We start from the raw sequence: 13439 nt of genomic DNA, 5'->3' as shown, positions 1-13439 counted from the left end.
GCGGTGGTGGGAAGCTGGACCGTTGATGGGGAGACGCGGTGGTGGGCGGAGAATCGCCACCAAAACATAGGTGATCACACGCCTGTATCGAAAACAGGACATCCAACTGTAGGCTCTACTACAGCTACGAGCAGAGCCGGTCTTCCGATCGCATGGGCTCCTGTCACAGATTGCGAAAGCTGCCACGACCAAACCGATAGCTCTACCCGAACAGGCTATACCTTCCCGCACTCACAAACTCCAAGGGGCACTAGTGCCACAGGACCTTCCAGAGCATGGCTTTGGATGAGCTGGGCAGGATCTGTGGGAGCTACAAGGCAACCTGTCGCATCCGAAGAGCAAAAGGCCTTTGACGGCAACTGCCTGAAGTGTCACAGGAGCGCAGAGGCAACAGCCGGAGTTGGCATCACTTACTAGGCGAGCTGCCGAGAGGGCACGCGCCCTGCCTCTCGGGCGCAAACCCTGGCGAGATCCACCTTTGCGGCTGACGGCCTTAGCTGCCGCACGCTACAATGTCGCTGGTGTCGTTTTGGCGGCTTTTTCTGTCAGCTAGGAGCTAATACTATGCTTGATCTTGCGGGCAAGCGCGTGATGGTTACTGGCGGTTCGGGGTTTCTCGGCGGCTTTGTGCTTGAGAAGCTCCAGGCCCGTGGGTGTGCAAACGTGTTCGCGCCCCGGTCGCGTGAGTTCGATTTGACTCGTGCCTCTGATATCGCGCGGGCTTTGTCGGTCTTTGAGCCGCAGGTCATCATTCATCTCGCTGCAGTGGTGGGCGGCATCGGAGCGAATCTTGATGAGCCAGGGCGCTTCTTTTACGAAAATGCGGTGATGGGCATCGAGCTCATTGAGCAGTCACGCCGAGCCGGTGTCGAGAAGTTTGTGTGTGTAGGCACTGTTTGCGCGTACCCGAAGTTTGCGCAAGTTCCTTTTCTCGAAGATGCCATCTGGGACGGGTATCCTGAGGAGACCAACGCACCCTACGGGATCGCGAAAAAAGCGATGCTTGTGCAGTTGCAAGCTTACAGACAGCAATATGGGATGAACGGTATCTTTCTTCTGCCCGCGAACCTCTACGGGCCCAAGGACAACTTTGATCTGCGCACTTCCCATGTGATCCCGGCGATGATTCGCAAGTTCATCGAGGCTCGTGACTCCGGAAAGCCCTCCGTCGCGCTGTGGGGCACAGGCCAGCCCAGCAGGGAGTTCCTATTTGTCGAGGACGCCGCAGAGGGCATTTTGCTCGCCGCCGAGCACTGTGACGCGGCCGAGCCGGTCAATCTCGGCGCTGGATTCGAGATAACAATCCGCGACCTGGCCGAAAAGATCGCCTCGGCGACTGGCTTTACGGGCGATATCGTCTGGGACGATTCCATGCCCGATGGTCAGCCGCGCCGTAGCCTTGATACTCGCCGCGCACGGGAGCGGTTTGGTTTTCAGGCGGCCGTTGGGCTTGACGAGGGGCTGCGGCGAACGATCGACTGGTTCGAGGGCACTGCGCCTGACGCCTTGGATCACAGGGCCGCGACGACATCGCCATACATGCCAGCAGTAGAGAAGATACTCGATGGCGACAAGATCATGGCCATCGTCCTTCGCGGCTCGATGCGCGATCTGGGGGTAGTGTTTTTCTCGCCACCTGAGTTCTCGCAACAGCTCGGATTCATCAATCACCCAGCCGGGCATGTGGTATCGCCCCATATTCACAATCCGGTATCGCGCGAAATCACCTATACCGAGGAAACACTATTTGTGCGAGAAGGCCGGATTCGAGTAGATATATATCGCTCTGACCGAACGCTACTGGCCTCACGGACGCTTACCGGCGGCGATGTTGTTCTTTTGGTTTCGGGCGGGCACGGGCTTGAGGTGCTCGAGCCTTCTTCGATCATAGAGGTCAAACAAGGGCCTTACGCAGGCGATAGCGACAAGACAAGATTCAAGGCCGAGTCGTGATTCCCGTCAACGAGCCGGTATTAGGCGCCCTGGAGTCGAAATACGTAAACGAGTGCCTGGAAACGGGGTGGATTTCCTCGGCGGGTCGATTCATCGAGGCTTTCGAGGAAGCGTGGGCGGATTATTGCGGTATGCGGCACGGTGTTGCTGTGGCCAACGGCACGGTCGCGCTCGAGTTGGCCGTGTGGTCGCTTGAGCTGGATCCCGGTGATGAGATCATCATGCCTACGTTTACCATCGCCTCATGCGCGCTTGCGGCGATTCGCAACGGCTGTGTGCCCGTGCTTGTCGACGCTGATCCCGAGACCTGGTGCCTTGATGTTACGCGGCTTCAGGACAGAATCACATCGCGCACCCGCGCCATCATGCCGGTGCATGTCTACGGGCATCCGGTGGACATGGACCCTGTGCGCTCGATCGCTGACGCGCACGGGCTTTACGTTATCGAGGACGCGGCCGAGGCGCACGGTGCCACCTATCGCGATCGCAGGTGTGGCGGACTGGGGGATATCAGTTGCTTTTCCTTCTACGCCAACAAGATCGTGACTACCGGGGAAGGCGGCATGCTGCTTACAAACGATGATGAGCTGGCAAGACGCGCCCGCGAAGGTCGTAACCTGTGTTTTGGAACCGGTAACAGGTTCAGGCATGCGGAGGCGGGCTATAACTTCAGGCTCACGAACTTGCAGGCAGCCATCGGGCTCGCCCAGACCGAGCGAGTCGACGAGCTTGTGGCGCGCAAGCGCCGAATCGGCGCACGCTACAACGAGCTACTCTCGGACCTGCCACTGCAGTTGCCGATCGAGCGCGAGTGGGCCACCAACGTATATTGGATGTACGGCATCGTACTTGCCGAGGAAACCGGGATCGACGCCGAGACTCTCGGCAGGCGTCTGATCAACCTGGGAGTACAGACTCGACCGTTTTTTGTGGGGATGCACGATCAGCCGATGTTTTTGGAGCGTGGGATGTTTGCGGGTGAGAGATACCCTGTGTCTGACAGGCTCTCCAGGCTGGGACTTTATCTGCCTTCAGGCCTGGCGATTACCGCCGAGCAGCAAGATATGGTGGCAAGCGCGGTTCGTGAGGCACTAGGCGCATGAGGATAGGTGTTGTTCCCAGGCTTGAAAGGTATATCGGCGGGGGCTACCAGTACTCCGTGACGATGCTCGAAAGGCTTTGCGAATTGGAAACTGGGGACGACTTCGTGGTTTTCACCTATGGTGGCCAGTCGGTGCCCGAGGGGATTGCTCTGCCCCGGCCCGCGGTGCCGCTTCGACGCGCCTCGGGAGTTCTCGGCGCTATTGCTGCGCGGCTGGCAAGTGCGCTCAGGCCTGTCAACGCGGTCGACCCGGCGTGGACGCGTTTTTTCGCATCGCACGGCATCGACATGCTCCTCTTTACAACCGAAAGCGATCTGGCAACCAGCTCAGGGGTGCCCTACATTGTCGCGATTCACGACATCCAGCACAGATTGCACCCCGAGTTTCCCGAGGTCTCGGCGGACGGCGAGTGGGAGCTTAGGGAGGAGAGGATCCGCCGGCTTATTGCTGGCGCGCTGGTCGTGTTGGTGGATTCGGAGACTGGCAAGCAAGACGTGCTTGATCACTACTCCGATACCGGAATCGATCCGGAGGCTGTCAGGCCGCTGCCGTTTCTGCCCCCCGACTATCTCGCCGCGGTCGATCTGGAGCCTGACGACCTCGCGCGAATCCGGCAAGAGTATGAGATTCCCGAAGTGTACTTGTTCTACCCCGCGCAGTTCTGGCCGCATAAAAACCATAAGCGTGTCATCGAGGCGATCGGCATGCTCGCCGAGGAAGGCTTGCGCGTGCCACTCGTACTCGCCGGTTCCCACACCGGGGATCTGCGTGAGCGGACTTTCGCCGAGGCTATGCGCACCGCCGAGGAGCTTGGTGTGCGTGACCTCGTTCTCTATCTGGGATATGTGCCCGACGAAGTGATGCCCGCGCTCTACACCGGCGCGCACGCACTGGTGTTCCCGACATTTTTTGGCCCCACCAATATCCCGGTGCTCGAAGCGTTCGCGTTTTCGTGCCCAGTGATCACCTCGAACATCCGCGGTATTCGCGAGCAGGTGGGAGATGCGGGCTTGCTGGTCGACCCGGAGTCTGTCGATGCGATCGCCTCGGCAGTACGCAAGGTGATAACGGAGCCTGGGCTCGGCGCGGCGCTCGGCCAGCGCGGGCGTGAGCGACTGCTCTCCTATACTCGCGAGGACTATCTGCGGCTTCTTACTGAGGCTATCGGCGAAGCCAGTCGGCGCTTAGCCGAGAGAGCGGGGAGAAAGTGAACTCTTGGGATCACGAGCAGGGGCTGACTCCACACGCGAGTGACAGTGGTGTGGTGTTTCGCGCTTACGCGGACTATTACGATGCGCTTTATTCGGACAAGGATTATGCGGCGGAGTGTGCCTTCCTTGGCGAGGTCTTCAGGCGCGAGAGTGTGCCTGAAGGTGCGCGGGTGCTAGATCTTGGTTGCGGAACAGGGGGACACGCGCTTTGCCTGGCGACAGCGGGCTATCGGGTGACAGGAGTCGATCGTTCGCCGGAGATGATCGGTCGCGCGAAGATGAAAGCGGCGAAAAGCGAAGGCCTCTCTGCCGAGTTTGTTGTCTCGGATGTGCGGCATGCCGAACTCGGACGCGATTTCGACGCTGTCATCTCGATGTTCGCGGTGGTCTCATACATGCTTGGGGACGAGGACCTCTCGGCGATGTTTGGCACCGCCCGCCGACATCTGTCCGAAGGCGGAGTATTCATCTTCGATTGCTGGCACGGCCCGGGCGTGCTTGCCATGCGTCCTTCGGTAACTTTGAAGCAGGCGCAAACTGAAGATGGCGGGCGTGTTGTGCGCACTGCCACGCCATCACTGGACAGCGCCTCCGGCACCGTCGAGGTCGACTACGAGATCGAGCATCTGGATTTTGAAGGAGGCACCGTTGCTATCTTGCGCGAATCACACACGTTGCGGTATCTGTTTCCTGACGAGCTGAGCGATCTGCTCTTTGCGAGTGGCTTTGAGCTCTTGAGTCTGACTCCATTTTGCGATCTTTCACGACCCGCCGATGAGCGAGACTGGAATATCACAATCGTCGCTCGGGCTGTATGAAAAAGGACTTCGCCTAGCAGGCGCAGGTGAGAGGGTTTTTATTTCGAGCGTGACCGGAGAAGGCCCGGGGCGTAGCTTATGAGTTTTTCCGCTTCGTAAACGCTCGAACAGCGCCAAGCGCGAAGGCTATGTCTGAGCGGCGTACAATCAGCATGCCTGCAAGTCCGATGCCCGTAGTTTTCAGGAAAACTCCGATGATGTACGCCGAGCCGATCGTGTATGAAATCAGCGCTGCGATTGCAGCGCCGATAATACCGAGCTCGGGAATCAATAGGATGTTCAGCCCCAAGTTAAGGATCAGTGTCGCGACGCTCAGCTTTGGAAACAGCGTGCCGTGGCTGGCAAGATAGACGGATGACTGAGCTGTAATACCCCAGATCGCGATCGCTGGTACAAGGATTTGGATCACCAGGGCAGCCTCGGCGAACGGTTCGCCGAAGATCGTTACGACCAGTGTTCTTGCTGCCAGCATTAAAGCCACGGACGCAACCAGCAAAAGCACTGAGAGCAACCGGGTGATCAACGCCGTCAGCTCGGCTCCCTCTGATGCGCCTTCCTGAAACGCTCTGGCCGCAAGAGCGGCAGCGATCGCCTGGGGTGCATAAAATAGCACCTCGGCGATTGAGACACCGATTGAATAGATTCCGACACTGGTGGCTGAAGTTAGTACTCCCAGCAAGATAAGGTCTTGTCGCAGCTCCAGGTATCCCATGATCGTTTGGACGTAGCTGCGCCCGGCATAAGAGATCTCTTCGCGCAGCCTTGAGTGTGAGGGAGCGGTAAGGGTTTTTACTTTTGTGGCCACAAACATAGCGATAGAGGCGCAGGTAAGGCCGGCCAGTGTTGCGAGAATCAGTGTGTGCAGGGTCAGGTGACCTAGAAGCGCGAGTGTGATCGCCAGCAAAAAGGAGACGATTGCGGCGATGGTAGTAGCTATGGCCTGCTCTGTTACCTTGCCTAATCCCGTAAGCACGCCGGAGAGGAGGTTTATGATCATCATAAATGGTAGAGCAAGAGAGGCTGCGATGATTGTCACTAGGGGTATCGTGGCTAGTGCCGGGATGAGCTGGTGCATAGCGATAGCGACCATGGGGACGCCAATCAACGACAAGCTAAGCGCCAAGTACATCGAATCCGACACCGCATGCTCCGGTAGACGCAGGCGGCGGCCGACGTAGTACGCCTTGGCGCCTTCGAATCCAAGGCCGAGAATCAATGCAGCAACCAAGGGAATCTCAAGCAGGAGAGCCAGTTGACCTTTGACCTCCGGGCCGAACAATCTGGCGACTATCACTGACAGTAGAAAGCTCCCGGCCAAGCCAATGGCGGTGCTAAGTGCAACAGCAAAAGACCCGCCCACAACACTTGTGTGACGGCTGTTATTGCTTGGGGTCGGATCTGCCGTTTTCGTCACAGCGTCTAATAAACCTCGGGTTTCTTGGGAAAAACAAAACGACACCAGCGACATTGTAGCGTGCGGCAGCCAAAATGTTAGAATTCCAAAAACGTGTATGTGTGGAGAGGGAGTCAAAAATTCCAAAAACGTGTATGTGTGGAGAGGGAGTCAAATGAAGTTTCAGGGAACAGCGCACAAGTACGGCCGCGACGTCGACACAGACGTGATTATCCCGGCCCGCTATCTCAATACGAGCGTCCCCGAGGAGCTCGCTAAGCATTGCATGGAGGACCTCGATCCCGAGTTCGTCAACAAGATTGAGTTTGGCGATATTTTGGTCGCCGAGGAGAACTTTGGGTGCGGCTCAAGCCGTGAACACGCGCCGATTTCAATAAAGGCCGCCGGAATTAGTGTGGTCATAGCAAAATCCTTCGCGAGAATCTTCTACCGCAACGCGATCAATACCGGTCTTCCGATAATGGAGTCCGCCGAGGCGGTCGAAGGCATCTCCGACGGGGACGAGGTTCGGGTTGATGCTGATGCCGGAGTTATCATCAACGTCACAACCGGCAAGACCTATCGCGCGCAGCCGTTTCCTCCCTTCATCAAAGATATTATCGAAAAGGGCGGCTTGATCGAGATGGTCAAGGACAAAATCAGCGCTAGGTAGCTCGCTCTCGGTAGCCTGGGTCGATCGCGTCGATGATCGCGGCGATGCGCTGTAAGTCGTTCGCCTCGCCCGCAGCGATGAGTTCGTCGATCTTCTCGGAAAGTCCGCGACCTTGCGGCTTGGATTTTTCGACTTTCAGGATGCCTTTAACGCCGGTTGCGACTAGGGATTCTCTCTCTCCCACCAAGGCTTCGTGTAGCTTCTCGCCCGGTCGCAAGCCGGTGAACACAATTTCGGCAGTGGCTCCAGAGAGGGCGATCATCCTTTTGGCGAGATCGGATATCCGCATGGGCTCGCCCATCTCAAGCATGAGGGTGTCGCCGGATGCCCCGATCGCTTGTGCCTGCAGGGTGAGACGCGCCGCCTCGGCAGCGGTCATGAAATAACGGGTGACATCTTCGTGCGTCACCGTGAGCGGCCCGCCGCGGCGTAGCTGTTCCTTGAATATGGGGATCACAGAACCTCGGCTGGCAAGAACGTTTCCAAAACGCACGATCATGATCTCAAGGGTCTGGCGTTTTGCGGCTTGAAGGGCGATGAGCTCGGCGATAGCCTTCGACATGCCCATCATGTTGACCGGGGCGACCGCCTTGTCTGTCGAGATGAGCACCAGGCGCTTTACCCCGTGCTGCTCGCAGGCGGCTATGACGTTTCGGGTGCCGGCCACGTTGGTTTTGATGGCTTCAGCCGGCGCCAGTTCCATCATCGGCACGTGCTTGTATGCCGCGGAGTGAAGAACGATCGCGGGCTTGTATCGGCCGAGCACAGCATCGAGTCCTCGTTGCTCCTTGATGTCACATATGGCTATCCGCGCAAGTCCCGGATGCGAGTGTTCAGTCTGGAGAAACAGTTCGTAGAGCCGCGTTTCGTCGATGTCGATCAAGATGAGTTTTTCGGGCGACAGCAAAGCTAGTTGACGGCACAGCTCCGAGCCGATCGTGCCGGCTGCCCCGGTTACCGCCACGATCTTGCCGGTCACGGTATCCCGGATCTTGTCGACATCTATCGGTGTCGGTTCCCGGCCGAGAAGATCTTCGACATCGACGTTTTGCAGATCATCCAGGCCGACCGATCCTTTGGAGGCGAAAAGCGAAGGCATGACGCGCGCTTTAACGCCTGCATCGGCCGCGGCGTTCAATATTCGACGCACGGTTTCTTTTGGAGCCGAAGGCATGGCGACGATTACTTCTTCTGCGCGGTGCGATGAAACCGCGGTCGCCAGTTCTTTCGTGCTTCCGAGCACAGGCGTCCCGTCAATAGTGCGGCCGAGAAGGGACGGGTCGTCGTCGAGAAAGCCTGCCACACTCATTCCGAGATCAGGTCGCGCTTTTATCTCTCGCAAGAGCAGGTGGCCGGCGCTTCCCGCGCCCACGATCAGCACTCGCTCTTTGTCCTGCTGCCGCAAGGAGTGGAGATGCAGCACGATTCGAAGCCCCAGGCGTACTCCTGCGGTTGTGACAAACACGAGAACGGCCTGGATGAAAAGTACGCCCATCGGAATGGGACGCATATCCTGCTCGAGCGGCATGAGCATGTTGGCGCCGGTAAGCAAGGCAAGGCCGAGCCCTACAGCCGCTACAAGGCGCAACAAAACGTCGATGCCGACGTAGCGAAAGACCAATCGGTAAAGACCAAAAAGTGCGAAGAGCAAAAGGTATGTGGGGGCGCTTACAACAGTCAGGGCGGGCATCCAGCGTTCAAAAAATGTAGGAACCGCCCCTTCGAACCGGGCGTAATAGGCAAGCAGGGTCATAAGGGCGATAAGCGCGGCGTCTAGCGCCAGAAGTGTCCATCTGAATGTCCGATTCATGCGCGTATCCTATCATAGCGCTGCTCTCTTCGCGCCACGGCGCTTGCTGCTAAGCGGGCTTGAGCGCCTCGGCGTAGAGCGCTTCGTATGCGGACAAAACATCCGCGATCGCGAACTCCTCACGGGCCCTGTGCTGCGCGAGCGCTCCTTTACGGCGCACTTCGGAGCGGTCGGCGGCCACAGCGTCTATCGCGCTGGCTAATGCCTCCACGTCGTGCTTGGCGACGATCCAGCCTGTGTCGCCCACGGCATCAGTGATGCCTCGCGTTTGCGTCCCGATGACAGGAACGCCCATCGACATCGCTTCCAGAATCGAGCGCGGCAGGCCCTCTCTCTCGGAAACTAGCGTCAGCACGTCGCTCGCCGCGAGAAGTGCGGGGATGTCGTTTCGAAACCCGGCCCATCGCACACGACTGGCCACTCCGAGCTCCTCTGCCAGCTGCCGCAAACGCGGTTCGAGGTCGCCACTTCCGGCAAAGACGGTGACAATCCGGCTATCGCGCGTCATTGCCAGTGCTCGCAACAGGTGCTCATGTCGCTTGACCGGCGAAAACTCGGCGACCATCGCAATCAGGAAAGCGTCTGAGTCCACATTCAGCTCTCGGCGGATCCGCTCCGCTTCACCGACCGGCACGGCACTTTGCGAGAAGATTTCGGTGTCGACTCCGATTCCCGGAATCAGGCGAATTTTTTCCTGGCTAATACCCTTGAAGAGCTTCGCCGAGGCGTAGTCCTCTTCGTTGATTGTCACGAGATAGTCAGTCCATGGTGCGGCGGTGGCCTCAAGCGCCTTGAAGGCTGTGTGGCCGAGAAGCGGCTGTCCCTTGTAGAAATGGAACCCGTGTGCCGTGTAAATGATCACCGGCCTGTTTTCCGGATCTATGGACCGCAGCGCGAAGCGAGTGATAAAAGCCGCGATAGGGGTGTGCGCGTGCACCACCTGGTAGCCGCCTTCCACCACGATTCGGCGGACTCGATTCCAAGTGTCGAAGTGGTCAGCGAGCGCAAGCGGATTGCGGCTCCACGTGATGTCATAGAGGGTGTCGAAGGAAGCAGCGATACCGGGACGCTGAGTAGCTGATTTGGTGAGCACATCGATTCGCCAGCCCAAGGACCTGAAGTGCTTGGCAAACGGCAGCAAAAAAGCCTCCACCGTGACCGGCACGGTTGTCACGAACAGTGCCGCTTTTGCTATAGACTTCGTTCTTATCGGTACTCCTCGACGCGCATGGATAGTGAAAGGGTGTAACGACGATGGTACATCAGCGCTTAGCATATGCGATACTCAAGCGATGAGCGAGCTTGCAAAGGAGTGTTTCGATAAAACGCCGGTGCGCTTTTCGGTGGTCATTGTTTGCCTGAACGCCGAGAAATACATCGGAGAGGCGCTTGGATCCGTCATCGAGCAGGATTATCCCTCGTTTGAGCTCGTTGTAATCGACGGTGGATCCACCGATGGGACTCTTGCGGTGATAGACGGCTACCAGAAGCGACGCCCCGAGCTGTTTCGCCTGGTTTGCGAGAAGGACAACGGCATCTACGACGCGATGAACAAGGGGCTTGCCCTGGCACGCGGGGATTACGTGGTTTATCTCGGCGCCGATGACAGGATGACGCCGGACGCGCTGGCGGTTGTGGCGACCGCAGCCGAAAAACACGGCCACCCGCAGATCATCTGCGGCGCGACCAGGGTTTTCGGGCATGGTAGTGCCTGGGAGGAGCCCGCGCGATCTTTTCGTGGCAGCGGCATACCCAAGAGGGCGCCATCCAGGCATCAGTCAATATATGTCGCCCGGGAAGCACTTGTGGCCATAGGCGGCTTCGATCTCTCCTGGCGCATCGCTTCTGATTACGAAGCCTACCTGCGGCTTGTCGAGCGCGGCGCCGAGGAGTTGCTCATTCCGGAGATACTCTCGGAGTTTCGGCTTGGCGGTGTGAGCTCTACGCTTTGCCTGGCAACCGCGACCGAGTATCGGGAGATCCGAGTGGCGCACGGCGCGCATCCGGTTTTCCAATGGCTCGTCATGGTGAAATCACTTACAGCTGTCGCGGTGTTTGGCGTGCTGAGACGCTTCTCCTCGGCAAGAAGGAAAGGCTCATGACCGGCACTAGCACTACCGCGAAGCGGCCATTACGTGTGCTCGTCGTGACGCTGGGCAGATTTGGTGGTGTCACCGAGTACGGCTGGATGATGACCAAAGCGCTTGCGGCTCACTGTGAGGTCGCGGCGGTGTACTCCGCCTCGGCGGAAAATCGCCGGAAGTGGGAGGCGCTCGACGTCCCCAGGCTCAAGGTCCCCACGTTTGCCAGCATTCCGGGGATGCTGCTGTCGTTCCTGGATCTTCCGCGCTTCGCTCGCATCTGGCGTTTTGCCCGCGAGTTCGAGCCCGATATCATCTACTACCCCGGCGGACACGCGTTCAAGCCGGTGCTCGACATGGTATTGCCGCGCCGAGCCAGGATCGTGCTGACCGTCCACGATCCGCAGTTGCACGAAGGCGAGGACTCGCTGCTCTTCAGGCTGCTCGACTCCGTAAACCGCATACGCGTCCACGGGTATGTCCTTCTCAACGAAACGCAGCGCGAAGGATTTATCGCCCGCCGCCAACTGGATCCGGACGCAGTTACGGTAATTCCGCTTGGAGTTTTCGACGATCTGCCGCAGTCAAGCGCAGCGCAGAACACCGATTCCCGCCGAGACCTGCTCTTCATCGGTCGCATCAGGCCCTACAAGGGCATCGGCGTGCTGCTTCGTGCGTTTCGCGACGCGAAGATCGACCCCTCCATCCGTCTTGTGATCGCGGGCGACGGCGCCTTTTCCGCCGAGGAGTCCGCGTTGCTGCGTGAAGTGGCTCACCGCGATGTGCGGGTGATCAACCGGTGGCTCGAGCCCGAAGAGATCCCTGAGCTGGTCGCGCAGGCGAGGTTCGTGGTTCTACCCTACACTTCCGCGACCCAGTCGGGGATCGTTCCGCTCTCTTCCGCCTTCGGGGTACCAGCGATCGCCTCCGCTACAGGAGGCATTGTCGAGCAGGTCGAAAACGGGATCACGGGACTGCTCTTTCCCGCCGGCGACCCGGCCGCGCTTGCCTCGGCTATCGAACAAGCCTACTCGATGGACGACGAGTCTTACCTGCGCATGTCCAACGAGTGCCGCGAGCATGCCACGCGAAAGTGGGCGTGGGACGGTCTGGCCGCAAGGCTCTTGGAGTTCATGCGCAAGCTATAGCGATACTAATCCGGTAAGATACACTTTTCGCATACCACACATACGTCGTTTTACTTGCCGAGCGTCGCTTTATCTGTCGAGGAGGTTTTGTTGTGACCACCCACCGCATTTGCCTGTTGCCTGGAGATGGTATCGGTCCTGAGATCACCGTTGAGGCGCTGAAGGTCCTGCGCGCCACGGAAACCCGCGAAAACGTGCGGTTCGAGATCGCCGAGGCGCTTCTCGGCGGCATCGCCATCGATGAGACGGGCGTGCCTTTGCCCGATGAAACTCTCGAAGCCGCGAAAGAGGCGGATGCGGTGCTCCTAGCCGCTATAGGCGGCCCAAAGTGGGATACGACAGATCCGGACAAGCCCCGGCCGGAGCAGGGGCTTCTCGGCATACGCAAGGAACTTGGCCTGTACGCCAACTTGCGTCCCGTCAAGCTGTTTTCCGCCCTGAAAAGCGCCTCGACCCTCAAAGACGAGGTGCTTCAAGGAGTCGACATGCTGATCGTGCGTGAGCTTACCGGCGGGCTGTACTTCGGGAAGCGGGCGCGCGAGAGAGGCGTTCAGGGTGCCGCGAGCGACGGCGGGCCTGGTCAGCGGGCGTACGACACGATGGAGTACCATGAGTTCGAAGTCGAGCGCATAGCCCGCGTGGCGTTTCGATCAGCACGCGATAGGCGCGGCTGCGTCCATTCGGTGGACAAGGCAAATGTGCTCGAATCGAGCCGCATGTGGCGCGAGGTCGTCCATCGCGTACACGCCGAGGAGTTTCCAGATGTAACCTTGCACGACCAGTTGGTTGACAACACGGCGATGCAGCTTATCAAGTGGCCGGCGCAGTTCGATGTCATCGTAACCGAGAACATGTTCGGCGACATCCTCTCAGACGAGGCTTCGATGCTGACCGGATCGCTCGGGATGCTCGCGAGCGCGTCTCTCGGCGACACATCAGCGCTGTACGAGCCCGGTCACGGCAGTGCGCCCGATATCGCCGGAGAAAAGATCGCGAACCCGCTCGCGATGCTGCTCTCAGTCGAGCTGATGCTGCGTCACTCCTTTGGTATGCACGCGTCCGCCGATGCCCTTTCCGCCGCGATCGAGCGCGTCCTTGACGAGGGTTGGCGCACACGGGATATCGCTGATAGCGGCACGCCAGCCGCCAAGGTAATTGGCACCGAAGAGATGGGCGACCTTGTGACCGCCGCGTATCTCGGAAGTTAGGTGCCTGAAGGTACGCATTTGGCGTGTTCTTGCAGTACACT

General features: G+C 58.9%; 12 protein-coding genes. 9 read left to right on the top strand and 3 right to left on the bottom strand.

Features of this window, described 5'->3' with window-relative positions:
* The 5 genes from KGZ89_04325 to KGZ89_04305 form a co-directional block, all read left to right on the top strand.
* Positions 1-417, top strand: a 417-nt coding sequence (locus KGZ89_04325; GenBank protein MBS3974074.1) for a hypothetical protein, incomplete at its 5' end; no start/stop codon positions are given.
* Positions 418-564: 147 nt separating this feature from the next.
* A complete protein-coding gene (locus KGZ89_04320) occupies positions 565-1953 on the top strand; it encodes an NAD-dependent epimerase/dehydratase family protein (protein MBS3974073.1) in 1389 nt (462 codons plus the stop codon).
* Positions 1950-3056, top strand: a complete 1107-nt coding sequence (locus KGZ89_04315) for a DegT/DnrJ/EryC1/StrS family aminotransferase (GenBank protein ID MBS3974072.1) — start codon at positions 1950-1952, stop codon at positions 3054-3056. The genes KGZ89_04320 and KGZ89_04315 overlap by 4 nt, the downstream gene beginning before the upstream one ends.
* Positions 3053-4267, top strand: coding sequence for a glycosyltransferase family 4 protein (locus KGZ89_04310; GenBank protein ID MBS3974071.1), 1215 nt, complete (start codon positions 3053-3055; stop codon positions 4265-4267). Before KGZ89_04315 ends, KGZ89_04310 begins: the two co-directional genes overlap by 4 nt.
* Positions 4264-5085 (top strand): methyltransferase domain-containing protein, encoded by an 822-nt coding sequence (locus KGZ89_04305; protein ID MBS3974070.1) that lies wholly within the window; start codon positions 4264-4266, stop codon positions 5083-5085. Before KGZ89_04310 ends, KGZ89_04305 begins: the two co-directional genes overlap by 4 nt.
* Before the next feature lie 76 nt (positions 5086-5161).
* Here the strand turns inward: KGZ89_04305 and KGZ89_04300 are convergent, their stop codons facing one another.
* A complete protein-coding gene (locus KGZ89_04300) occupies positions 5162-6499 on the bottom strand; it encodes an oligosaccharide flippase family protein (protein MBS3974069.1) in 1338 nt (445 codons plus the stop codon).
* A gap of 154 nt (positions 6500-6653) precedes the next feature.
* Here KGZ89_04300 and leuD point away from each other — a divergent pair, with 154 nt between their 5' ends.
* Positions 6654-7151 (top strand): 3-isopropylmalate dehydratase small subunit, encoded by a 498-nt coding sequence (leuD, locus tag KGZ89_04295; protein ID MBS3974068.1) that lies wholly within the window; start codon positions 6654-6656, stop codon positions 7149-7151.
* Here leuD and KGZ89_04290 read toward each other — a convergent pair.
* Positions 7144-8961 (bottom strand): polysaccharide biosynthesis protein, encoded by a 1818-nt coding sequence (locus KGZ89_04290; protein ID MBS3974067.1) that lies wholly within the window; start codon positions 8959-8961, stop codon positions 7144-7146. The genes leuD and KGZ89_04290 overlap by 8 nt on opposite strands.
* Positions 8962-9010: 49 nt before the next feature.
* Positions 9011-10135 carry a glycosyltransferase gene (locus tag KGZ89_04285; protein MBS3974066.1) on the bottom strand — a complete coding sequence of 375 codons (1125 nt, stop codon included), beginning with the start codon at positions 10133-10135 and terminating at the stop codon, positions 9011-9013.
* Between the two features lie 118 nt (positions 10136-10253).
* Here KGZ89_04285 and KGZ89_04280 point away from each other — a divergent pair, with 118 nt between their 5' ends.
* The 3 genes from KGZ89_04280 to leuB all read left to right on the top strand — a co-directional run bounded on the left by KGZ89_04280 (position 10254) and on the right by leuB (position 13398).
* Complete coding sequence (locus KGZ89_04280) at positions 10254-11063, top strand: glycosyltransferase (GenBank protein ID MBS3974065.1); 810 nt, start codon at positions 10254-10256, stop codon at positions 11061-11063.
* Complete coding sequence (locus KGZ89_04275; protein MBS3974064.1) at positions 11060-12190, top strand: glycosyltransferase family 4 protein; 1131 nt, start codon at positions 11060-11062, stop codon at positions 12188-12190. Before KGZ89_04280 ends, KGZ89_04275 begins: the two co-directional genes overlap by 4 nt.
* A gap of 71 nt (positions 12191-12261) precedes the next feature.
* Positions 12262-13398 (top strand): 3-isopropylmalate dehydrogenase, encoded by a 1137-nt coding sequence (leuB, locus tag KGZ89_04270; protein MBS3974063.1) that lies wholly within the window; start codon positions 12262-12264, stop codon positions 13396-13398.
* The last annotated feature ends 41 nt before the right edge of the window (positions 13399-13439 follow it).

It is taken from the genome of Actinomycetota bacterium, from assembly GCA_018334075.1.
Taxonomy (GTDB): Bacteria; Actinomycetota; Coriobacteriia; order Anaerosomatales; family UBA912; genus JAGXSC01.
This window is presented reverse-complemented; position numbering and strand designations above follow the sequence as displayed.